Source organism: Plantactinospora solaniradicis (assembly GCF_042658085.1).
In the GTDB taxonomy this organism is placed as follows: Bacteria; Actinomycetota; Actinomycetes; order Mycobacteriales; family Micromonosporaceae; genus Plantactinospora; species Plantactinospora solaniradicis.
The window spans coordinates 232,641-253,160 of the sequence record NZ_JBHSPR010000085.1; the positions used below are offsets into that span (position 1 = coordinate 232,641).

Genomic DNA, 20,520 nt, shown 5'->3' on the forward strand with positions numbered 1-20,520 from the left:
ACTGGCGCGGTGACCGTACCAGCGCCGATCGTCGCGCCCAGTATTCTCGCCGCAGACTTCGCCCGGCTCGCCGACGAGGTCCACGCGGTGGAGTCGACGGCGGACTGGCTGCACGTCGATGTGATGGACAACCACTTCGTGCCGAACCTGACCATCGGGCTGCCGGTGGTGCAGAGCCTGTTGGCCGTGACCACGTTGCCGTTCGACGTACACCTGATGATCGAGGATCCGCGGCGCTGGGCGCCCAGCTACGCCGACGCGGGGGCGTACAACGTGACCTTCCACGCCGAGGCGTGCGACAACCCGGTCTCGCTGGCGAAGGACCTGCGCTCGGCCGGGGCCAAGGCCGGGTTGGCGATCGACCGGGACACTCCGATCGAACCGTACCTTGACCTGTTACCCAGTTTCGATACATTGCTGATCATGACTATCAAGGCGGGCTTCGGGGGGCAGCGGTTCATCCCCGAACTGCTCGACAAGGTCCGTACCGCCCGCCAGCACGCTGACGCGGGCCACCTCGAACTGCGGATCGAGGTCGACGGCGGCATCGCGGCCGACACCATCGAGCAGGCGGCGGTGGCGGGCGCGGACGCGTTCGTCGCCGGCACCGCGGTCTACGCGGCGGCGGATCCGGCCGCGGCGGTGACGCAGCTGCGGCGGCTGGCCGAACGCGCCGTGCCACCGACATGAGCGAGCACCGCGAGCGAATCGGCCAGCTCAGTGCTGGAGAGCCTCGTGACCGCGCGGAGCGAAGCGGAGTGCGGGCATGAGCGTTGATGGGGTCGAGGAGCGGCCCGACCTGATCCTGGTGGTGGACGACGACGAGGACATTGTCCGGTTCGTGGCGTTCAACCTGCGGCTGCACGGTTTCGAGGTCATGCAGGCCGGAGACGGCCAGGAGGCGCTGGAGCTGATCGAGCGGCGGCGTCCGGATCTGGCCGTGGTCGATCTGCGGATGCCCCGGGTCGACGGGCTGGAGCTGACCCGCCGACTCCGGGCCAACCCGATGACCTCCGCCCTGCCGGTGATCATGTTGACCGCCAAGGGCCTGACCGTGGACAAGGTGCACGGCCTCACCGCCGGTGCGGACGACTACCTGGTGAAGCCGTTCGACACCGCCGAACTCGTCGCCCGGGTCAGCTCGACGCTGCGGCGCAACAAGGAGTTCCGCGAGGTCTCCCCGCTGACCGGGCTGCCCGGGAACACCCGGATCCGGCGGGAGATCGGCGACCGGGTACGCAGCGGCGTCGACTACGCGGTCGGCTACATCGACATCGACCGGTTCAAGAGCGTCAACGACCGGTACGGCTTCGTCCGGGGCGACGAGTTCATCAGCGCCCTGGCCCGCAGCCTGCACCGGGCGGTGGTCTCGGTCGGCCTGCCCCCGGCCTTCCTCGGGCACATCGGCGGCGACGACTTCGTGATCGTCTGCGCCCCCGAACAGGTACGGCCACTCACCGAGCGGGCCGTGGTCGACTTCGAGAAGACCGCCGACGAGCTGTACGACCCGGAGGACGCCAAGCGCGGCTACGTCGAGCTGAAGGACCGCCGGGGCAACGTCCAACGCGCCCATCTGGTCACCCTCTCCATCGGGGTCTCCCTGTCGGTGCCCGAGCGGCGGTTCACCGACCCGCTCGAAGTGATCGCGGCGGCCTCGGAGATGAAGACGGTGGCCAAGAGCCAGCCCGGGTCGTACGTGGCGATGGACCGGCGCCGTCCGGGAGGGTGACCGCAGTCACTCCGCTGTGAGGTCGGTCGCCTCACTGGCACTCGACCCTCGAATCCGTGCAACACTCGACCGGTACCCACCACGCGCTGGCGGGACTCGGTGAAATTCCGAACCGGCGGTGATCCGGGCGAAAGCCCGGTAAGCCCGCGACCCGGTCGGCTCAGAGCCGCCCGGTGGACCTGGTGAGAACCCAGGGCCGACGGTTGAGTGCGGGCACCGCCCACGCTCAGACAGTCCGGATGGGAGACAGCGCGCGGGACGGACAGGCCTGACGGCCGGCGTCTGCATGCCGACCGCGCGGGCCCGCCGGGGTCGGCTCTGCCGTCTCCGTGCTCCGCTTCCGCTCGTCCCGGCCGCCCGGCCGGTGCCCCTCCCGCCCCGCCCGCGCGTCTGCGAAGGACGGACGAGGGAGAGGGCAGGGATCGGCATGGGGAGCGTCTCCACCGACGAGGCGATGCGCCGCGCGATTGCGCTGGCGGCCCGCGGTCTGGGCACGACGAGTCCCAATCCACTGGTCGGCTGCGTGCTGCTCGACCCCCGGGGCGAGGTCGTCGGCGAGGGCTTCCACGCGTACGCCGGCGGACCGCACGCCGAGATCGTCGCGCTGGCCCAGGCCGGTGAGCGGGCCCGGGGCGGCACTGCGGTGGTCACCCTGGAGCCCTGCGACCATGTCGGGCGTACCGGCCCGTGCAGTGGTGCGCTGATCCAGGCCGGGGTCCGCCGGGTCGTGCTCGGCGTGCCCGATCCGAACCCGGTCGCGGCGGGCGGCGTCGAGACGCTGCGCGCGGCCGGTGTCGAGGTCGAGATCGGGGTCCGGGCCGCCGAGGCGGAGGCGGGCAACCTGGCCTGGCTGACCGCCGTACGACGGGGTCGGCCGTACCTGATCTGGAAGTACGCGGCGACCCTGGACGGGCGGATCGCGGCGGCCGACGGCACCAGCATGTGGATCACTTCCGAGGCGGCCCGGATCGACGTACACGCGCTGCGCGGCACCGTCGACGCGGTGATCGCCGGGGTCGGCACGGTGCTGGCCGACGATCCGAGACTGACCGCCCGCAACCTGCGCAACGGCACCCTGGCCATCCGACAGCCGCTGCGGGTGGTGGTGGACAGCGACGGCCGTACCCCGGTCGACGCCCGGGTCCGCGACGGCGCGGCACCGACCTGGGTGGCGACCGCGGCCGAGGTCGGCACCGACCCGGACGGGCGGGTCGACCTGCCCCGGCTGCTGGCCGAGCTGTACCGGCGCGGGGTGCGGGCGGCACTGCTGGAGGGCGGTCCCACCCTGGCCGGCGCGTTCCTGGCCGCCGGACTGGTGGACAAGGTGGTCGGCTACCTGGCGCCCAAGCTGCTCGGTGCCGGCCCGGCGGCCCTGTCCGACGCCGGCCCACGGACCATCTCCGAGGTCATCGACCTGGAGTTCACGGATATCACACCGGTCGGCCCCGATCTGCGGGTCACCGCGTTTCCTCGGAAAACGGAGGGCTGAACAGATGTTCACCGGAATCGTGGAGGAGCTGGGCGAGCTGGTCCGGCGGGTCGAGACGGGCGGGGACTCGGCGCTGGTCGCGATCCGTGGCCCGCTGGTCACCTCGGACGCCCGGCACGGCGACTCGATCTCCGTCAACGGGGTCTGCCTGACGGTCGTGGAATCCGACGGCGACGTCTTCACCGCCGACGTGATGGGCGAGACCTTCCGCCGTACGTCGCTCGGCGCGCTGCGCCCCGGTGATCCGGTCAACCTGGAGCGGGCCGCGACGCTCGGCAGCCGGCTCGGCGGGCACCTGGTCCAGGGCCACGTCGACGGCGTCGCCGAGATCGTCCGCCGGGAGCCGGCCGAGCAGTGGGAGACGGTCACGTTCACGCTCCCCGAGGCGCTCGCCCGGTACGTGGTGGAGAAGGGGTCGATCACCGTCGACGGGGTGTCGCTGACCGTCGCCGCGCTGGCCGACGGGCTGTTCTCGGTCGGGCTGATCCCGACCACGCTCGCCGCCACCACGCTGGGTCGTAAGGGGATCGGCGAGCCGGTGAACCTGGAGGTGGACGTGCTGGCCAAGTACGTCGAACGACTGCTGACGACCGGCGGGCGGCTGCCGGTCGACGGACTGGAGGCCGTGGCATGACAACCGACTTCGGCACCATCGATTTCGGCACCATCGAACAGGCGCTGGCCGACATCGCGGCCGGTCGGCCGGTGGTCGTGGTGGACGACGCCGACCGGGAGAACGAGGGCGACCTGATCTTCGCCGCCGATCTGGCCACTCCCGAGCTGCTCGCGTTCATGGTCCGCTACACCTCCGGCTACATCTGCGCGCCGCTGACCGAGGAGGACTGCGACCGGCTCGAACTGCCGCCGATGTACCACACCAACCAGGACAAGCGGGGCACCGCGTACACGGTGACGGTGGACGCGCGCGAAGGGGTCAGCACCGGCATCTCGGCGGCGGACCGGGCGCACACCATCCGGCTGCTCGCCGACCCGACCACCGACCCGACCGACCTGAGCCGGCCGGGACACGTCGTACCGCTGCGGGCCAAGCCCGGCGGGGTGCTGCGGCGCCCCGGGCACACCGAGGCGGCCGTCGACCTCGCCCGGCTCGCCGGGCTCCGGCCGGCCGGGGTGCTCTGCGAGCTGGTCAACGACGACGGCACGATGATGCGCCTGCCCGATCTGGAGAAGTTCTCCGCCGACCACGGACTCACCCTGATCACCATCGCGGATCTGATCGCGTACCGGCGGCGCACCGAGCAGCAGGTCCAGCGGGCCGCCGACGCGCGGCTGCCGCTGAAGTACGGGCTGTTCCGGGCGGTCGGCTACCGCGTCGACTACGACTCGACCGAGCACATCGCCCTGGTCTACGGCGACATCGGCGACGGCCAGGACGTACTGGTCCGGGTGCACTCGGAGTGCCTGACCGGGGACGTCTTCGGCTCGCTGCGCTGCGACTGTGGTCCACAGCTGAACGCCGCTCTCGCCCGGGTCGCCGCCGAGGGGCGGGGCGTGGTCCTCTACATGCGTGGGCACGAGGGGCGGGGCATCGGTCTGGTGCACAAGCTGCGGGCGTACCAGTTGCAGGACCTCGGCCGGGACACCGTCGACGCGAACCTGGACCTCGGGCTGCCCGCCGACGCGCGGGACTACGGCACGGGCGCGCAGATCCTGTACGACCTCGGTGTCCGCTCGATGCGGCTGCTGACCAACAACCCGGCCAAGCGGGCCGGGCTGGAGGGCTACGGGCTGACCGTGGTCGGCCGGGAGGCGATGCCGGTCGGGGCGACCCCGGAGAACCTGCACTACCTGCGGACCAAGCGGGACCGGATGGGCCACCTGCTGGACGAGCTGGACGGACCGGCCGCGCCGGTGGAACTGGTTGAGATGACGGAAAGGTTGGCGTGACGATGGCGGGGTTCGGGGAACCGGGAGTGTCCACGGTGGATGCGTCCGGGCTGACGGTCGGGGTGGTGGCCGCCCGCTGGCACGGGGAACTCACCGACCACATGCTGGACCGCGCGGTGAACGCGGCGAAGGCGTGCGGCGTGAACGACGTGCTGGTGGTCCGGGTCGCCGGTTCGGTGGAACTGCCGGTGGTGGCCCAGGCGCTGGCCCGGCGCTGCGACGCCGTGGTGGCGCTCGGTGTGGTGATCAAGGGAGCCACGGCGCACTTCGACTACGTGTGCCAGTCGGTGACCGAGGGGCTGACCCGGGTCGCACTGGACACCTCGACGCCGGTCGCGCACGGCGTGCTCACGGTCAACAACCTGGAGCAGGCCCGGGACCGGGCGGGCCTGGCCGACTCGGCCGAGGACAAGGGCTGGGCGGCCACCACCGCGGCACTGGAGGCAGCCGTGGCGATCCGCGACATCGGCGCGCGACCGTAGCCGATCGCGGTGTGGCTCGACGGCACGGCACCCGGCGGTCCTGCCGCTGACGCGGCGGGACCGTCGTCGTCCGCCCTGGGGATCGCAGTCTGGTCGTCGGTTCCCGCACCGACGGACGGTCGATCTCAGGCCGCCCTGTCGGCCATGGTCAGCCGGGTCAGGTACCGCTTGCTGATCTGGCCGCCGTGGTCGCGGTCGATCAGGTTGGCGATGCAGGCGAGGAGACCGTCGCCTGCCGGTCGAGGCAGCGTACGGTGGCCGGAGTAGGTCATCAGAAGGTCCAGGTATTCGCCGGTGGTGTAGCCCTGCTCCCACTCGTAGCGGCGGAACCGTGCCGGGCCGAAGCGTGCGGAGGGCGCGACCTCGATCGGATCGTCCGGGATGTCCGCGGCTGGTGTCAGGCGCAGCCCAGGTGGCGTCCTGGGGTCGAAGGCCTCGTAGCACGCCTGCGCGTCTGCGAAGAAGTTCTCCGTGCCACCAGCGACGTGTTCGGTGTGCACCACGGCGAGTGTTCCGCCCGGGCGGAGCACGTCCGCCGCTTTGTCGACGCGGATAGCCGGGTCGATCCAATGGAACGCGGTCGCCGAAATTACCAGGTCGAACGGGGTGGTCGGTGGTGTCCAATGCTCGAAGGGGGACACCTCGACGGTCACGTTCCGGAACTCTCGAAGATTACGTCGGGCCACTGCTGCCAGCTCGGGGCTGAGTTCCACCGCGATGATGGTGCCACCGAGCCGGGCCAGTGGTCGGCTGGCCTGGCCGGTGCCACATCCGATCTCCAGCACCCGGGACCGCGGGCTCAGACCACCGAGCCGGACCAGATCTTCGAAGACCTGGTCCGGATAGCCAGGCCGCGCGTGGTCGTAGAGCTCGGCGTCCTCGCCGAATGTGGCACGCAGGAGTTCGCGATCGGTGTCGGTCACGACCGGACGTTACCTCCCAAACTCGGCGAGCGTGGGGGTGGTCGATCACGTAGCGACAGGAGACAGCCCGATGTGGATGCGGCCCACCGTCTATCCGATTCCGGCGCCGCCACCGGTGCGGCTGAGCATCGTGGCACGTCCGCGCGGGGACGACTGGCTCGACGACGAGATGGCCGGGCTACGCCGTTCCGGGGTGGACGTCCTGGTCTGCCTGCTGACCTCTGCGGAACGCGAGGAGTTGGGGTTGACCGGCGAGGATGCCGCCGCCGCCCGCGCCGGTCTCGACTTCCACGCCCATCCCGTGACCGACCGGGGGGTTCCGGAACATGCCGCGATCCGTCCGCTGCTCGACGTGCTGGCCGGCGACCTTGCCCGGGGGCGGCACCTCGCGGTCCACTGTCGGGCGAGCATCGGCCGGTCGTCTCTGCTCGTCGCGGCGTTGTTGTCCCGGCTGGATGTTCCGGTCGACCGGATCTGGGACATCATCGGCGGGGCCAGGGGAGTGCCGGTGCCCGAGACGGAGGAGCAGCGGCGGTGGCTCGGCGACCATCGTCGTTGAGCCACCTGCGGGACCTGTGGACGCCGGCGGCGTCGCTGCTGATGCCGGCCGCGTGGGGTGGGACTCCGGTCCCGGTGGGGTGGGAATCCGGTCGGGTGGGGTGGGAATCCGGTCCGGGTGGTGGCCGCCGAGAGCCTCAGGCCAGCTCGAGTCGTTGCAACGCGAGCGCCACGAAGCCCCGCAACGACCGGTCCCACCCCGGCGGGTCGACGCCGGGATCCGTCGTCCGGGCGTCGACCAGGATGTCCAGGGCGCGGTCGGGCAGCAGTTCGCCGTTGCGGTACGCCAGCGCCACCGCCGCGGTGACGCGTACGGCAGGGCCGGGTGCCAGCAGCAGGTCCCGGAGGCGGGTGTCGATCTGGACCGCCTCGGTGGGGCAGTGCCCGAGGGTCAGGTTGGCGCTGGCCCGGGCGGCGGAGCGGGCCTCGTCGTCGGGCACGGCGACCAGCGCGGACACCACGCGCTCGGTCGGCGGGAACCAGGCGAGCAGTTCGGCCGCGAGCCCCGCCAGCCGGCTGTGGGGGTCGGCCAGCCAGCGTAGGTAGCTGTCGGTATGGCGCGCTCCGGCATGGAAGGCGTCGGCCGCCCAACGGACCGGTGCGAGGTCGGCCACGTCGGCGAGCGACTCCTGCGCGAACAGGTCCCCGGCATCCAGGTGTCGGGCCACGAGGTCCGCCTGCTCCTCGCTGATCCCGTCGCCGCCGGCGAACGCCCGCCGGGGGTTGAAGGGGAGTTCGTCGTCGCGCCGGGCGCCGATCACCAGCGCGCGGAGCAGGGTGACGACACCCGCCCGGTCCAGGGTCTCCCGGTCGTCGGCCAGCGCCACGAGGAAAGGCACGACCTGGCTGCTGGCCGACCACCGGGTGCCCTGGTGGTAGACGTTGCCGAGGAGTTGCCCCAGCGCCCTGTGGCGGATCCGCTCGTCCGTCGCCCGGAGTGCCCGCAACTGGTCCGGGACGTCGTGGGCCGGCCCGTAGGCGTGGTGCAACGTTCCCCACGCGACCTCGTCGAGCCGCGCCAGCGGGTCGGTCGAGAGATCCATTTCGCAGTTCTACCACCACCACCCCGGCGGTGACCGCCGAGTCAGCCCGTCGGCGCCTGGAGCCGGCCGGCCTCGATGATCCGGCGGAGGAACTGCCGGGTACGGGGCTGGGTCGGTTCGCCCAGCACCTGTTCGGGCGGCCCCTCCTCGATCACCCGTCCACCGTCGAGGAAGCAGATCCGGTCGGCGACCTCGCGGGCGAACCCCATCTCGTGGGTGGCCAGCACCATGGTCATGCCGTCCGCCTTCAGGTCCCGGATCATGGTCAGCACCTCGCCGACCAACTCCGGGTCCAGCGCCGAGGTGACCTCGTCGAGCAGGAGAAGTCGGGGTGAGTTGACCAGTGCCCGGACGATCGCCACCCGCTGCTGCTGGCCGCCGGAGAGCCGGTCGGGATAGTCACCGGCCTTCTCGGCCAGCCCCACCCGGGCGAGCAGTTCCCGGGCCTGGAACTCGGCCTCGGCCCGGTCCCGCCGGTACACCCGCCGGGGCGCCAGTGTGATGTTGTCCAGCACACTGAGGTGCGGAAACAGGTTGTACGCCTGGAAGACGATACCGATCCGCCGGCGTACCAGGTCGGGGGAGGCCCGGGGGTCGGTGATGTGCTCGCCGTCCAGGTGGATGGTGCCGTCGTCGAGGTCCTCCAGCAGGTTGACACAGCGCAGCAGGGTGGACTTGCCCGACCCGGAGGCGCCGATCAACGCGACCACCTCGTGTTCGGCCACGTCGAGGTCGAGATCGTCGAGTACGACGTGCCCGCCGAACACCTTGCGCAGCGAGCGGCAGCTCAGCACGGGCCCGTTCGGCGTCATCGTGCCGCCTGGCGGCGGGCGGCGCGAAGGGTCACCCAGTCGGTGACCGCGATCAGCGGGATGGCGAGCAGCACGAAGAGCACCCCCGCGACAATGTACGGCGTGTAGTTGAAGGTCTCCGCAGTGGCTATCTGGGCTGCCCGTACGGCGTCGATCGGTCCGGCCAGGGAGACCAGCCCGACGTCCTTCTGGAGCGCGACGATGTCGTTGAGCAGGGGCGGGGCGACCCGGCGGACGGCCTGGGGCAGCACCACGTACCGCATCGTCTGCCGGTAGGTCAGGCCGAGTGACCGGGCGGCGGCGAGCTGACTGGCGTGCACCGACTCGATGCCGGCCCGGAAGACCTCGGCCAGGTAGGCGCCGAAGGTGAGGACCAGGGCGATCCCGCCGAGCACCAGCACCGACGGCATGCCCTCCAGGCGCAGGCCGGGCACGCCGAGGGTGAGCACGTACAGCACGATGATCACGGGTAGCCCGCGGAACGTGTAGGTGTAGCCGGTGGCCAGCGCCCGGACCGGGAAGAAGACCGCGCCCCGCAGGGTACGCAGCACCGCCAGCAGCAGGCCGACGGTGAGCGCGCCGAGGGCGCAGAACACCAGCAGTTGGACGTTGAGCCACAGCCCGGTGAGTACGTCGGGCAGGGCGGCGCGGGCGATCCGGGGATCGAGGAAGGACTGTCGTACCCGCTCCCAGCCCGGAGCGCCGGTCACTGCCACCACGAGCAGGGTGCCGAGCACCCCGGTCGAGGTCGCGGCGATCAGCACCGAGCGGACCGTCTGCCGTTTCCGGTAGGCGGCCCGCTCCCGGGCGATCGTGGACGGTTGGTGATCGGTAAGTGTCACGTGAGTTCGGCGGCGCCCGCCACGTCGGCGAGCCAGGTCTTCTCCAACTCGACGAGCTTTCCACTCTCTCGCAGCGCGTTGACGGCGTTGCTGACGCAGCCGCTCAGCGGAGAGTCCTTGTCGAGCAGCAGGCCGAAGGTTTCCGGCACTCCCACCTGGGGCAGTTGGCCGACGATGGTGGCGTCCTTGATCTCCGCCGAGGTGATGTAGAAGGCGGTGGGCAGGTCCACAACGATGCCGTCGAGCTGGCCGTTCTGCAGCGCCTTCTTCGCGTCGTCGTTGCTGTTGTAGACCTGGGCCTTGACGGTCGGTTTGATCAGGTCGGTGATCGCCTGGTAGCTGGTGGTGCCGACCTGGGCACCCAGCTTGGCGTTCTTCAGGTCGGCCAGGGTCGACTTGCCGGCGATCTTCGAGCCCTTGGCCGCGACGACGGCCTGCCGGACCAGGTAGTACGGCGAGGAGAAGTCGACGGCCACCTTGCGTTCGTCGGTGATGGAGAACTGGTTGATGTCGAAGTCGAACTCCTTCGCCCCCGGGGCGATGGCGTTGTCGAACTTGACCCGGACCCACTGCACGTCGACCCGGGCGTATCCGAGCTGTTTCGCCACCTCGTACGCCACCGCCGATTCGAAGCCCTTGCCGTTCGCCGGCGTGTTCTCGCTGAACCACGGCTCGTACGCGGGATCGTCCGTGCCGATGGTCAACTTGCCCGGCGTCTTGGTCTTCATGTCCGCCTTGGTACAGGCGGCCGGGGCCGGACCCGGCGGGGGTTGGTCCTGGGGAGCGCAGCCGGCGAGGGCCGCGAGAAGAACGGTAGCGGTCGTGAGCGCGACCGGCAGAGATCGGCTAGCCATGGCCGACAGCATAGGCACACGTCGACGCCCGCCCATAGATTTTCCCAGTGGTCCGATAGGGATATTGGTCGGGTATCGGCCCGTCGAGTGGTGCCGACCGGGCATTGGCGGTAAACCGGAACCGGAGGTCGCGCGTCACTCTCTTGTGACAACCCACCTGGTCTCCGACCCGCCCGGCGGGAGGATCATGACGCAACCCGTGCCCGGGGGATGGGCGGCGGACGAGGCGGTCACCCGCCTCTTCACCGCCCACTACCGACCGCTGGTACGACTCGCCACGCTGCTGCTGCACGACCAGGGCGCGGCGGAGGAGATCGTCCAGGACGGCTACGTGGCGCTGCACGGGCGATGGTCCCGACTGCGCGACGCCGACAAGGCCCTGGGCTACCTGCGGACCAGTGTGGTCAACCGGTGCCGGTCGGCGCTGCGGCACCGACGGGTGGTGCAGACGCACCTGGCTGCGACCCAGCCGATGGCGGACGCGCCCAGTGCGGAGGCCGGCGCGCTCGACCTGCTCCAGCACGACGCCGTGATCGCCGCGCTGCGGGCACTGCCGACCCGGCAGCGGGAGGCGATCGTGCTGCGGTACTACGCCGAGCTGTCCGAGGCCGAGACCGCCGAGCTGATGGGAGTCAGCCGGGGTGCGGTGAAGAGCCACACCTTCCGGGGGATGGCAGCGCTCAAGCAGACCCTGGGGGCACAGCGATGAACGAATACCGGCAGTCGAGGGACGAGGAGCGGGGTCCGATGGACGAGGACCTGCTGCGCCGGGTGCTCGCGGCCGAGGCCGACCGGATCGAGCCGGCACCGGGCGCGTTGCCCCTGATCCAGCACCGGATCCAGGCCGGCGTCCCGGGCCCGACGCGCCGAGGCTGGTGGACCGGTATGGGCCGGTCACGCGACCGGACCGGCCCGCGGCCTTCACCCGACCTGAGCGGGCCGCGGCCTCCATCCCGCCGGACCGGAGTCGGCGGGTCGGCGGGCGGGACCGACCGGCGCCGCTGGGCTGGTTGGTCGCCGCTCGCGGCCGGCGCCGTCACGGTGGCCACCCTGGCCGTGGCCGTGGTGGGGGTCGGCCTGGCCAGCAGCGTCATGCCGACACCGTCGGACCGCCGGACCGGGTCACCGGCCGGCGTACTCGGCGCGGAGCCGACGACCAGCCCGGCCGCGCCGTCGCAGCAAGTGCGGCCGGGCCCGACCCCGCCCGGCGGGCCCGAGCCCTCGGTCGGCACCACCAGCGGTACGGCGCCGACGGCCAGCCTCGCCGTCTACTACCAGGGCGGCGACCCGGACCGGCCCCGGCTCTATCGGGAGTTCCACCGGCTCTGGCTGCGGGACGGCTCGGCCGCCGACCGGATCACGGCGGCGGTGCGGAACCTGCTGGACGGGCCGACCGGGATGGATCCGAACTACCTCAACGCCTGGCCGACCGGCACCGACCTGCGCGGGGTGTCGGTCAGCGACGGCACCGCCACCGTCGACCTGGCCGGGGCGGCCCGGAACGAGGTCGGCGAGGCCGTGGCGCGGATGGCCGTACAGCAACTGGTCTGGACCGTCACCGCCGTGCCGGGAGTGTCCGGGGTACGGCTCCGGCTCGACGGAACGCCGGTCGACCGGCTCTGGGGCCGGGTCGACGTCTCCGGGGTGCTGCGCCGGGGGCCGGCGGTGGAGGTACTCGCCCCGGTGTGGCTGATCGCGCCGCAGCACGGGGACGCCGTCGGGCGTACCTTCCAGGTGCACCTCGCGGGGATCCTGCCGGAGGCGACCGCACAGCTCCGGATCCAGCGGGACGGCCGTACGGTGAGCGAGGAGACGATCACGTTGTCGATCGCCGGGCCGGCCCAGGGTGAGTACCGGCACAGCGTCACCCTGCCGCCGGGCAGGTACACGCTGACGGCGTACGCGATATCCCTGGCCGACGGCCGCGAGCAGCACCTCGACGACCACATCATCACGGTCCGCTGACCTGGCCGGCGGTCCACCTGATGGGCGGTACGCCGACCCGGCGCCCGGGTCGGCGTCGGCCGGCTGCGAGAATCCGGTTCCGTGAAGACGTTCGAGGAGCTGTTCGCCGAGCTGCAGGCGAAAGCCGCCGCCGGCACCCCAGGCTCGGGGACGGTGGCCGCGCTGGAGCGCGGCGTGCACGCGATCGGGAAGAAGGTCGTCGAGGAGGCGGCCGAGGCGTGGATGGCCGCCGAGCACGAGGGGCCGGAACGGGCCGCCGAGGAGATCTCCCAGTTGCTCTACCAGGCGCAGGTGCTGATGCTCGCCACCGGTCTGGAACTCAAGGACGTCTACCGACATCTGTAGTGCCCCGCCGCGTCCCGGCCGCCGTGGACGCGTCCGTCAGTCCGACCCATCTGACCGCGAGGAGCACTTCCGATGCTGCGCATCGCCATTCCCAACAAAGGCACCCTGTCCGGACCGGCCGCCCAGATGCTGCGTGAGGCCGGCTACCGCCAGCGCGGCGACGACCGCGACCTGATCTGCCGTGACGACGCCAACAACGTCGAATTCTTCTACCTGCGTCCCCGGGACATCGCCACCTACGTCGGCTCCGGCGACCTCGACCTCGGCATCACGGGCCGGGACCTGCTGGTCGACTCGGCGAGCCCGGCCGAGGAGATGCTCGACCTCGACTTCGGCGCGGCGACCTTCCGGTTCGCCGCCCGACCGGAGACCGTGTCGGCCGTCGACCAGATCGCCGGCCAGCGCATCGCGACTGCGTATCCGGGGGTCGTCGAGCGGTACCTGGCCGAACACGGGACCACCGCGTCGGTGATCCGGCTCGACGGCGCGGTCGAGAACGCGGTACGCCTCGGCGTCGCCGACGTGGTCGCCGACGTCGTCTCCACCGGTGCCACGCTGCGCCAGGCGGGCCTGGTGATCATCGGTGAGCCGATCCTGCACTCGTCGGCGGTGCTGATCCGTCGGGGCGAGGCACCGGCCAACGGCCAGGTGGACCAACTCGTCCGCCGGTTGCACGGGGTGCTGGTCGCCCGCCGGTACGTGATGCTGGCGTACGACGTCCGGGCCGACCTGCTCGACCAGGCGACCGCACTGACCCCTGGGATCGAGTCGCCGACCATCTCGCCACTGCACCGGGAGGGCTGGGTCGCGGTCGAGGCCCTGGTGCTGCGTCAGGACGTACACCGGATCATGGACGAGTTGTACGATGTCGGCGCCCGGGCGATCCTGGTCACCAACCTGCACGCCTGCCGGCTGTGATCCGCCCCCACGACTGATTCACCAGGGACCCGGCCACCGTCTGTCCTTCGCGCCCGGACGCCGGACGCGAAGGATCGTCAGACGGTGGCCGCCCCCCGTTCCCCCTGGAGCCGCACGCTCACGGTACGGCGGACCGGAACCGGGTGGTGAGGAGCAATCTGCACAGCGACGGCCGCGCCGGTGTTCCCCTGCACAGCGACGGCGAGGTCGAAGTCGAAGTCGTGGCGTCCGCGGTTCCCCGATGACGACAGCAGAAGACCAACCGCGGCCCCCGCGCCTGCGAGGCGGCGCCAGGCGGCTCGGGAGGTTCAGGCTCGCAGCATGCCGAGAGCACGCATGGCAAGCCACAGTTCGTGCCGGACGCTCGGCACGTCCAGCAGTGAACGGCCCAGCGCCTGTTCGGCCCGGTACAGCCGTTTCCGGGTGGCCGAGGGGGAGATGCCGAGCGTTGCCGAGGTGGCGGCGAGGTTCGTCTCCGCGTCCAGCCAGATCCTGACGGTGTCGAGCATGGCCGACCGGTCGTCACGCTCCAGCGGTCGGAGCCGGACCCGGGCCCAGGTGGTCACGGCGGGGGCGGCGAGCAGACGGTCCAGCGCGTCAGCGGTTGCCGTGGTGCCGGCGGTTGTCGCGGTGCCGGCCGTTGCCGTGGCGCCGGCGGTTGCCGTGGTGCCGCCGGGGACGGCAGCGGCGCCGGCGGCCGGGCCTTGCGTGCCGCGCAGCCGCAGGGCCAGCCAGGCGGCCGACTGGTCCCGGATTCGGAAGAGGTCCAGGCCCAGCAGGCTGTTCAGCAGCCGTAACCGGCCGGCGAGGGTGTTGCGGTGAATCTTGAGGTGCCGGCTCGCCGCGCGGTCGAAGGTGAGCCACGAACTGAGCGTGCCGAGCAGTTCCGGTGCGCCCGGATCGGCCCGGCGGGCCGGGACGTGGAAAAGGCAGGGGCGGAGCAGGTCGTGTGCCCAGGCGTACCCGTCGGCGCCGGTGAGTGGCGCGAGGTCCGACTGCCGGTCGAACCGCGCATATCCCTCCGGCGCGGCCCGCGCCACGGCCAGCGCGTGAAATGCCTGCTCGTACCCGGTAGCGGTGTCGTGCAGCGGGACCTGCTCGCTCATCCCGACGCGGCAGCGGGGCACCCGGGCGGTGATCCGTTGTCCGAGCCGGTCCGCCGGATCGGTTCGGCCGCCGGACCGGCCGGTCGGCTCGGACGGCATCAGTGCGATGAGATGGTTCGACCGGACGGGACAGGGTACGACCCAGGCCCGACCGGAGAGGGCACGTTCGATCTCCGCGGCGACCTCGTACCGCTGCTGGCCGACGCACTCGACGACGCCGATCCGGAGCACGTCGGGCAGTGCGGGACGCAGCGCCGAGGCGACCCGTCGAGCCGGTGGGACATCGCCGACCATCAGGAGATGGAGGACGGCCTCCCGGCCGTGCGCGTCGGCGGCGACGATCCGCTGCCGGTTCCGGTCCGCTTCCGCGAGCCGCCAGCACAGGGACAGCGTCCGCGCGGCGTCGGCGAGCAGATCGGCATGCGGCCGGGCCTGGGTGCTGACCACCGCGAGGTACGGGGTCTCCTCCTCGAACAGCACCGCGCGGGGCGTAGCCGCACGGTCCGGGCCCGCGTCGCCGAGCGAGATCACCTGGATGGTGGCCGAATCGTCGTCGGCGTCGGCGGTGGCATCGAGGACGGCGGCGGCGCTACCCCGCTCACGCAATCGTGACACGGCCGTGGTGGCGGCCCGCAGCACACTGGGATCGGGTGGACGCCGGCCTACCGTTCCGACGAGAACCCTTCCGTCGGCACCGATCAGGAAGACGGCTCCGCCGGTTCGCTGCCCGAGCCAATCGAGAACGGCCCGGACGGCGTCGCGCCGGACCGACAGGCGCGCGAGCGTCAGCAGGTCCTGGGTCCGGTTCCCATCCGCGACGTCCATCGACTCCCGGCTCATCAGGCAACGGCTCCTCGGTACGTCCTTCCGGTGGTTATGTCCTTCCAGGTCGGGACACTCCAGCACGGGTCCGCACCGGCACGGACCGGGCCGGGAAAGGCTAAAGACTACCGGCCCGTCCTGGACACGCTCGTCCTCGTGGCCGGGCCGATGCCGGCGGTCCGCCCGTCGGGGACGGCTCTGGCGACGGGCTACGCTGCGAAGGTGCGAGTTGATCTATTTGCCGTCGTCGTCGCGGAGTACGACCCGGCGATCGAGTTCTTCACCCGGGTCCTCGGCTTCGACCTGGTCGAGGACTCGCCGTCGCTGACCAACGACGGGCGGCAGAAGCGGTGGGTCGTGGTCCGGCCGCCCGGCGCCGAGACCGGGATTCTGCTCGCCCGTGCCGACGGCGAGCAGCAGAGCGCGGCCGTCGGCAACCAGGTCGCCGGTCGGGTCGGGTTCTTCCTCCGGGTAGCCGATTTCGACGCCGCGTACGACCGGATGGCGGCGGCCGGGGTCGACTTCGTGACCACGCCGCGCACGGAGCCGTACGGGCGGGTGGCCGTGTTCCTCGACATCGCCGGCAACCGATGGGACCTGCTCGGTCCGGCCTGACCGGCGCGGCGCCCGCACGGGGAAGCCGGGAGAACGCTGCCCCGAACGCCGTTCCCGAGGTGGATGCTTAGGGCACCCGATTCGTACACTCGGTCATGCCGTTCGATCCGCAGCCCGTGCTGCTCGGGGATTCTGTCGGCGCCAGGCCGTTGCGCGCGGCGGACTTCGATGCCCTCTACGAGGTCGCGCGAGATCCGCTGATCTGGGCCCAGCATCCCGTCCGGGACCGGTACCGCCGCGACGTCTTCACAGAGTTCTTCGCGGAGTCCCTCGCGTCCGGCGGTGCCCTGGCGGTCGTCTCCGACGATGGTGACGTCATCGGATCGTCACGGTTCCACGGGTACGACGAGCGACTCGGCGAGGTCGAGATCGGGTGGACGTTCCTGGCCCGGTCGTACTGGGGTGGGCGGACCAACGGCGTGCTCAAGGCGCTCATGCTGGAACACGCGTTCCGCTTCGTCGAACGAGTCGTGTTCCTCGTCGGTCCGGAGAACCGGCGCTCCCAACGCGCGCTCGAGAAGATCGGCGCGGTACGCGTGGGAACCCGCCCCGACACGGCAGGTCAGGAGTGCATCCTGTTCGAGGTCCGGCGCGGACGTACCCGATGATCTGTCCGCTGGACGGGGGACCGGCTCGGAGCGCTGACGACGCCCTGGCCGGTCCTACCTCGCGTGCGTGGCGAGCCAGTCCAGGGCTGCCGCGCCGGAGTTGAGGACCGAGATGTGCCCGTCGTCCGGAGACAGCCGCAGTTCCGCCGAGGGGCAACGCCGGGCGAGCCAATCGCCGTGCGAGCCGGGTACGACCCGGTCCTGACCGCCGTGCAGCACCAGGACCGGCGCGACCACCTGGGCGGGGTCGCATCCCCAGGGCGCGACGTAGCCGAGGTCGTCGTCGATCAGCCCTCCCGGCCCACCCTCCATGGCCGGACCGACGACGTCGCCGAACCATGACCAGTCCGCGGCGAGCGCGGCCCAGTCGGCCGGGGTGAATCCCGGATCGGTCTCGCCGACCGACGCCTCGTGCCGTTCCTTCGCCGCCCGTCCCTCGGTGGCGGCCCGCAGCGAGGCCCTTCCGGAATCCGCCATGCCGGCGAACCAGTCGAGCCCGTCGGCGTCGAACGGCGCCAGCCCGGCCACGTCGACCACGCCCATGACGCGGTCCGGTAGCAGCGCCCCGCAGGCCAGGGCATGTGACCCACCACCGGAGTGGCCCATGACCGCGAACCGGTCGATGCCCAGCGCGTCGGCGAGGCTGGCGACGTACCCGGCAGAGGATGCCAGGTTGCGTCCCGGCTGCGGGGTCGAGCCGCCGTAGCCGGGCCGGTCGTACGACACCCAGCGGATGCCGAGCCGGTCGGCTGCGGGGAACAGGGGAGTGGGCGGTGGGCCGATGTTCGGCGTGCCGTGGTGCCAGAAGACGGTGAGGCGGTGAGCGATGCCATCCACGCCCGTGTCGTACGCGTGCAGCGTCTGCCCGTCAGCCAGCTTCAGGTCGAACTCCGTCATCACTCGCGGAGCCTAACAACAGCTGGCACCGTGTTGATGTTCACGGCGTGCCGGCCTCCGTCCCGCCGGTGGCCTCGGTCCGGGCGCCGTGGGCCAGTCGCTCGTAGCAGACCAGCGTGACGAGCAGGGCGGTGATCAGGCCCAGCGCGGCCAGGGCGGGCAGGACCCGGCCCACCGGCAGCAGGAGCAGGGCCACCCCGACGGCGGCGAGCTGCGTCGGCGGCGGGGCGGATCGGACGGCGAACCAGAGGATCAGCGGTCGACCGGCGAGGTAGAGGACCGCGCCGCCGTACAGTGCGATCGTCGAGGTCCAGCTCAACGGCTCGCCAGCGAAATGGCGGGGCTGATCGTGGGCCACGTGCGCCACCACCTGCTCGACCCCGAGCGCGAGGTAGATGATTCCGGCGATCAGCAGCAGATAGGCCAGCCCGTACGAGTCGCTGGCTATCCGGTCGCGCCGATCTCCCGACGCCCGGCTCAGTGCGCGGGCGACGACCGGTCCGAGGTGCTCGAAGTAGAGCCACCACAGACACACCGTCGTCGTGAGGCCCAGCAGGGCCGCCACCAGGACCGGCCCGCGGGTCACCGCCGTTCCGGCCCCGGTTCCGACGGAAATCAGGGACTCGCCGAGCGCGATGATGAGTACGAGGCCGTGCCGTTCGGCGAAGTGGCTCGGACTCCGCAGCCGCCATCCTCCACCGACGGTGTACGCGGCACGCTGGCCGCCGATGTCGACGAGGAACGCCACCGCCCAGAGCAGGGTCTGGGTGTCGCCGCCGAGCAACGCGCCGAGGACGAGCGGTATCCAGGCGAGGGTGATCGGGATCGCGAACAGGCGCAGCCGGGCGCGCAGCGCACGGTCCTCGACCGCCGAGTAGTAGAAGAGGCTGAGCTGCACCCCTCGGAGCACGATGTAGGCCAGTACGAGAGTCAGTGGGGCGTCCGTGACTCCTTCGCCGGTTCGCCAGGCGTCGGGGATCACCAGGGCAGCCACGAAGGTGGCCGCCATCGCCAGCAGCGTGCCGGACCGGACCAGACCCACGTCGGCGCGGGCCTGATTACCCAGCCAGGTGTAGGCAGCCCAGGAGAACCACAGCAACACCAGCAGTAGCAGTCCCCGCACCATCATGCTGAACGTGGGCGGCTGCCCCATGAAGGCGATGATCCGGGTGAGGGCGAAAATGAACACGAGATCGAAGAAGATCTCGAACGGGGTCGCCCGGTGCGTCTGCTCGGTCAACACCGGCCGGGAACGGAAGATGTCCCGCACAGGCCCCCTTTCGCCCCGCACGTCTCGTCCGGGGGACAGCGGTGGTCAGGGGCGCTGTCCGATTCCGGTCCCCGCCTCCGCCAGGCGCCCGCCCTCGAGCCGGGGCGCCAGTGGCCCGGTCGCCATCCCACCGGTCGTACGTAGGCCGTGCAGGAACGACTCGATGGCCTCCCGGGAGCTGTGTCGGGGTGACCATCCCAGTTCGGTCCCGGCCCGACCGATGTCCATGATCGGCAACCGCAGCACCGCGTCGAGCAGGTGAGGTGCGGCCGGTACCAGGTGCAGGTGCCAGGCGGCAGCCAGGGCCGCCCGTACCGGACCGCTGGGCATTCGTACCGTCCGGGCGTGCAGACACTCGGCCAACAGCCGCGCGTCCACCACCGGATCGGCGGCGATGTTGAACGCGCCGCGCACGTCGCGCAGGGCGGCCAGCCGGTAGGCCTCGGCGGCGTCCGCCGTGTGCAGGACCTGGAACCGCAGGCCGGGAAGATCGGGTACGACGGGTATGAGTCCCGGCCGCACCAGTCGGCCTGGCAGCAGCGGGCCGGCGAACAGGCGCCGCTGCTGGCTGGCGGCCTCGTGCTTGAAGATGAAGCCGGGGCGCAGTCGTACCACCCGGATCTCGCGGTGCTGCTGCTCGAAGGCGTCCAGGGCGCGTTCCAGGTACGCCTTCTCCCGGGTGTAACCGGCGATGGGCCAGCCGTCGGTCGGCCAGTTCTCGTCGACACTACGGTCCTTCGGCCCCGGGGAGTACGCGCCCACCGAGGAGGCGTACACCAGCGCCGGCACTCCGGCCCGGGCAACCGCGTCGAAGACCCGCCGGCCGCCGATGACGTTGGCCCGCCAGGTGGTCAGGGGCCGGTGGGTGGGCTGGAAGAGCCAGGCCAGGTGTACGACGACGTCGGCTCCGTCGAACAGCTCGACGAGATCCGCGTCGACGATGTCGGCCGCGACCCACTCCGTCTTCGGCGCCCGCCAGCGGGGGGAGCGCCGGGACACTCCCACGATCGCGCCCACCGCCGGATCCCTGCTCAGCGTGTCGATCAGGCTCGTGCCGACATTGCCGGTCGCGCCGACCACCACGACCCGAAGGCCGGACCCGGTCCCACCCGCTGAGGTCATGGCCTGGCCGTTCCCGCAGATCGACACGTTAAACCGGCAATATCGGCGCACCCGACCCGAGGGGCCTGGACGACGGCGTGGGTAAAGCGGTTGCCGCCGCCACCGACCATCTGTTGTCCTGAGCGAATCCAACCGAGGAAAGCGGATCGAGGGGAGACAACCATGAGGCGAACGCCGATGTCGAGTCAGGAAGGAATCATCGCCTACCCAGA

The 20,520-nt window shown here is 71.4% G+C and carries 22 protein-coding genes and 1 riboswitch; of the genes, 13 read left to right on the forward strand and 9 right to left on the reverse strand.

The annotated features are described in order from the left end of the window. Positions 1 to 9: 9 nt before the first annotated feature. The 6 genes from rpe to ribH all read left to right on the forward strand — a co-directional run bounded on the left by rpe (position 10) and on the right by ribH (position 5,608). The gene (gene rpe / locus ACFP2T_RS44870; protein ID WP_377433324.1) at positions 10 to 690 is read left to right on the forward strand and encodes a ribulose-phosphate 3-epimerase; all 681 of its coding nucleotides are present in this window, start codon (positions 10 to 12) and stop codon (positions 688 to 690) included. A 76-nt stretch (positions 691 to 766) separates the two neighbouring features. Next, positions 767 to 1,729: a GGDEF domain-containing response regulator gene (locus ACFP2T_RS44875; protein WP_377433325.1), complete on the forward strand. Its 963-nt coding sequence runs from the start codon at positions 767 to 769 to the stop codon at positions 1,727 to 1,729. Positions 1,730 to 1,810: 81 nt separating this feature from the next. Then, positions 1,811 to 1,984, forward strand: a riboswitch (FMN riboswitch). A 172-nt stretch (positions 1,985 to 2,156) separates the two neighbouring features. Further along, complete coding sequence (gene ribD, locus ACFP2T_RS44880; RefSeq protein WP_377433327.1) at positions 2,157 to 3,218, forward strand: bifunctional diaminohydroxyphosphoribosylaminopyrimidine deaminase/5-amino-6-(5-phosphoribosylamino)uracil reductase RibD; 1,062 nt, start codon at positions 2,157 to 2,159, stop codon at positions 3,216 to 3,218. A 4-nt stretch (positions 3,219 to 3,222) separates the two neighbouring features. Then, the gene (locus ACFP2T_RS44885) at positions 3,223 to 3,852 is read left to right on the forward strand and encodes a riboflavin synthase (RefSeq protein WP_377433329.1); all 630 of its coding nucleotides are present in this window, start codon (positions 3,223 to 3,225) and stop codon (positions 3,850 to 3,852) included. Further along, positions 3,849 to 5,126 (forward strand): bifunctional 3,4-dihydroxy-2-butanone-4-phosphate synthase/GTP cyclohydrolase II, encoded by a 1,278-nt coding sequence (locus ACFP2T_RS44890; protein WP_377433330.1) that lies wholly within the window; start codon positions 3,849 to 3,851, stop codon positions 5,124 to 5,126. Before ACFP2T_RS44885 ends, ACFP2T_RS44890 begins: the two co-directional genes overlap by 4 nt. 2 nt (positions 5,127 to 5,128) lie before the next feature. Further along, complete coding sequence (ribH, locus tag ACFP2T_RS44895) at positions 5,129 to 5,608, forward strand: 6,7-dimethyl-8-ribityllumazine synthase (protein WP_377433332.1); 480 nt, start codon at positions 5,129 to 5,131, stop codon at positions 5,606 to 5,608. Positions 5,609 to 5,733: 125 nt separating this feature from the next. On the opposite strand, the gene ACFP2T_RS44900 is transcribed toward ribH, so the two are convergent. Next, the gene (locus tag ACFP2T_RS44900) at positions 5,734 to 6,531 is read right to left on the reverse strand and encodes a class I SAM-dependent methyltransferase (RefSeq protein ID WP_377433334.1); all 798 of its coding nucleotides are present in this window, start codon (positions 6,529 to 6,531) and stop codon (positions 5,734 to 5,736) included. A 70-nt stretch (positions 6,532 to 6,601) separates the two neighbouring features. Here ACFP2T_RS44900 and ACFP2T_RS44905 point away from each other — a divergent pair, with 70 nt between their 5' ends. Continuing rightward, entirely contained in the window at positions 6,602 to 7,090 is a 489-nt protein-coding gene (locus tag ACFP2T_RS44905) for a protein-tyrosine phosphatase family protein (protein ID WP_377433336.1), read from the forward strand. A 136-nt stretch (positions 7,091 to 7,226) separates the two neighbouring features. Here ACFP2T_RS44905 and ACFP2T_RS44910 read toward each other — a convergent pair whose 3' ends face one another. From ACFP2T_RS44910 to ACFP2T_RS44925, 4 genes are read right to left on the reverse strand one after another with little or no spacing between them, the layout of a single operon-like run. Then, positions 7,227 to 8,132, reverse strand: a complete 906-nt coding sequence (locus ACFP2T_RS44910) for a hypothetical protein (protein ID WP_377433338.1) — start codon at positions 8,130 to 8,132, stop codon at positions 7,227 to 7,229. Positions 8,133 to 8,173: 41 nt separating this feature from the next. After that, positions 8,174 to 8,944, reverse strand: coding sequence for an amino acid ABC transporter ATP-binding protein (locus ACFP2T_RS44915; protein ID WP_377433340.1), 771 nt, complete (start codon positions 8,942 to 8,944; stop codon positions 8,174 to 8,176). Beyond that, entirely contained in the window at positions 8,941 to 9,786 is an 846-nt protein-coding gene (locus ACFP2T_RS44920; RefSeq protein WP_377433341.1) for an amino acid ABC transporter permease, read from the reverse strand. The genes ACFP2T_RS44915 and ACFP2T_RS44920 overlap by 4 nt, the downstream gene beginning before the upstream one ends. Then, a complete protein-coding gene (locus ACFP2T_RS44925) occupies positions 9,783 to 10,640 on the reverse strand; it encodes an ABC transporter substrate-binding protein (protein ID WP_377433343.1) in 858 nt (285 codons plus the stop codon). Before ACFP2T_RS44925 ends, ACFP2T_RS44920 begins: the two co-directional genes overlap by 4 nt. A gap of 187 nt (positions 10,641 to 10,827) precedes the next feature. On the opposite strand from ACFP2T_RS44925, the gene ACFP2T_RS44930 reads away from it, so the two are divergent. The 4 genes from ACFP2T_RS44930 (at position 10,828) to hisG (ending at position 13,868) form a co-directional block, all read left to right on the forward strand. Beyond that, positions 10,828 to 11,349 carry a SigE family RNA polymerase sigma factor gene (locus ACFP2T_RS44930; RefSeq protein WP_377433345.1) on the forward strand — a complete coding sequence of 174 codons (522 nt, stop codon included), beginning with the start codon at positions 10,828 to 10,830 and terminating at the stop codon, positions 11,347 to 11,349. Positions 11,350 to 11,387: 38 nt separating this feature from the next. Next, complete coding sequence (locus ACFP2T_RS44935) at positions 11,388 to 12,605, forward strand: GerMN domain-containing protein (protein WP_377433347.1); 1,218 nt, start codon at positions 11,388 to 11,390, stop codon at positions 12,603 to 12,605. Between the two features lie 81 nt (positions 12,606 to 12,686). Beyond that, positions 12,687 to 12,950 (forward strand): phosphoribosyl-ATP diphosphatase, encoded by a 264-nt coding sequence (locus ACFP2T_RS44940; RefSeq protein ID WP_192768547.1) that lies wholly within the window; start codon positions 12,687 to 12,689, stop codon positions 12,948 to 12,950. A gap of 72 nt (positions 12,951 to 13,022) precedes the next feature. Further along, on the forward strand, positions 13,023 to 13,868 hold the full coding sequence (gene hisG / locus ACFP2T_RS44945) for an ATP phosphoribosyltransferase (RefSeq protein WP_377433349.1): 846 nt from the start codon (positions 13,023 to 13,025) through the stop codon (positions 13,866 to 13,868). 308 nt (positions 13,869 to 14,176) lie between these two features. Here hisG and ACFP2T_RS44950 read toward each other — a convergent pair whose 3' ends face one another. Continuing rightward, positions 14,177 to 15,814, reverse strand: coding sequence for a helix-turn-helix domain-containing protein (locus ACFP2T_RS44950; protein WP_377433351.1), 1,638 nt, complete (start codon positions 15,812 to 15,814; stop codon positions 14,177 to 14,179). Between the two features lie 204 nt (positions 15,815 to 16,018). On the opposite strand from ACFP2T_RS44950, the gene ACFP2T_RS44955 reads away from it, so the two are divergent. Together ACFP2T_RS44955 and ACFP2T_RS44960 are read left to right on the forward strand one after the other, a co-directional pair. Continuing rightward, entirely contained in the window at positions 16,019 to 16,411 is a 393-nt protein-coding gene (locus ACFP2T_RS44955) for a VOC family protein (RefSeq protein ID WP_377433353.1), read from the forward strand. A gap of 95 nt (positions 16,412 to 16,506) precedes the next feature. Further along, on the forward strand, positions 16,507 to 17,019 hold the full coding sequence (locus ACFP2T_RS44960; protein WP_377433355.1) for a GNAT family N-acetyltransferase: 513 nt from the start codon (positions 16,507 to 16,509) through the stop codon (positions 17,017 to 17,019). Between the two features lie 54 nt (positions 17,020 to 17,073). On the opposite strand, the gene ACFP2T_RS44965 is transcribed toward ACFP2T_RS44960, so the two are convergent. The 3 genes from ACFP2T_RS44965 to ACFP2T_RS44975 are packed head-to-tail and all read right to left on the reverse strand — an operon-like array spanning position 17,074 to position 20,308. After that, entirely contained in the window at positions 17,074 to 17,916 is an 843-nt protein-coding gene (locus ACFP2T_RS44965; protein WP_377433357.1) for an alpha/beta fold hydrolase, read from the reverse strand. A gap of 40 nt (positions 17,917 to 17,956) precedes the next feature. Continuing rightward, positions 17,957 to 19,186: a low temperature requirement protein A gene (locus ACFP2T_RS44970; RefSeq protein ID WP_377433358.1), complete on the reverse strand. Its 1,230-nt coding sequence runs from the start codon at positions 19,184 to 19,186 to the stop codon at positions 17,957 to 17,959. A gap of 45 nt (positions 19,187 to 19,231) precedes the next feature. Beyond that, a complete protein-coding gene (locus ACFP2T_RS44975; RefSeq protein ID WP_377433360.1) occupies positions 19,232 to 20,308 on the reverse strand; it encodes an NAD-dependent epimerase/dehydratase family protein in 1,077 nt (358 codons plus the stop codon). Positions 20,309 to 20,520 lie beyond the last annotated feature (212 nt).

What these genes read in the sequence shown, in the direction of transcription:
- ACFP2T_RS44875 (WP_377433325.1), top strand. Translation starts at nt 767, where the DNA reads ATGAGCGTTGATGGGGTCGAGGAGCGGCCCGACCTGATCCTGGTGGTG.
- ribD (WP_377433327.1), top strand. Translation starts at nt 2,157, where the DNA reads ATGGGGAGCGTCTCCACCGACGAGGCGATGCGCCGCGCGATTGCGCTG.
- ACFP2T_RS44885 (WP_377433329.1), top strand. Translation starts at nt 3,223, where the DNA reads ATGTTCACCGGAATCGTGGAGGAGCTGGGCGAGCTGGTCCGGCGGGTC.
- ACFP2T_RS44890 (WP_377433330.1), top strand. Translation starts at nt 3,849, where the DNA reads ATGACAACCGACTTCGGCACCATCGATTTCGGCACCATCGAACAGGCG.
- ribH (WP_377433332.1), top strand. Translation starts at nt 5,129, where the DNA reads ATGGCGGGGTTCGGGGAACCGGGAGTGTCCACGGTGGATGCGTCCGGG.
- ACFP2T_RS44905 (WP_377433336.1), top strand. Translation starts at nt 6,602, where the DNA reads ATGTGGATGCGGCCCACCGTCTATCCGATTCCGGCGCCGCCACCGGTG.
- ACFP2T_RS44910 (WP_377433338.1), bottom strand. Translation starts at nt 8,132, where the DNA reads ATGGATCTCTCGACCGACCCGCTGGCGCGGCTCGACGAGGTCGCGTGG.
- ACFP2T_RS44915 (WP_377433340.1), bottom strand. Translation starts at nt 8,944, where the DNA reads ATGACGCCGAACGGGCCCGTGCTGAGCTGCCGCTCGCTGCGCAAGGTG.
- ACFP2T_RS44925 (WP_377433343.1), bottom strand. Translation starts at nt 10,640, where the DNA reads ATGGCTAGCCGATCTCTGCCGGTCGCGCTCACGACCGCTACCGTTCTT.
- ACFP2T_RS44930 (WP_377433345.1), top strand. Translation starts at nt 10,828, where the DNA reads ATGACGCAACCCGTGCCCGGGGGATGGGCGGCGGACGAGGCGGTCACC.
- ACFP2T_RS44935 (WP_377433347.1), top strand. Translation starts at nt 11,388, where the DNA reads ATGGACGAGGACCTGCTGCGCCGGGTGCTCGCGGCCGAGGCCGACCGG.
- hisG (WP_377433349.1), top strand. Translation starts at nt 13,023, where the DNA reads ATGCTGCGCATCGCCATTCCCAACAAAGGCACCCTGTCCGGACCGGCC.
- ACFP2T_RS44950 (WP_377433351.1), bottom strand. Translation starts at nt 15,814, where the DNA reads ATGAGCCGGGAGTCGATGGACGTCGCGGATGGGAACCGGACCCAGGAC.
- ACFP2T_RS44960 (WP_377433355.1), top strand. Translation starts at nt 16,507, where the DNA reads ATGCCGTTCGATCCGCAGCCCGTGCTGCTCGGGGATTCTGTCGGCGCC.
- ACFP2T_RS44965 (WP_377433357.1), bottom strand. Translation starts at nt 17,916, where the DNA reads ATGACGGAGTTCGACCTGAAGCTGGCTGACGGGCAGACGCTGCACGCG.
- ACFP2T_RS44975 (WP_377433360.1), bottom strand. Translation starts at nt 20,308, where the DNA reads ATGACCTCAGCGGGTGGGACCGGGTCCGGCCTTCGGGTCGTGGTGGTC.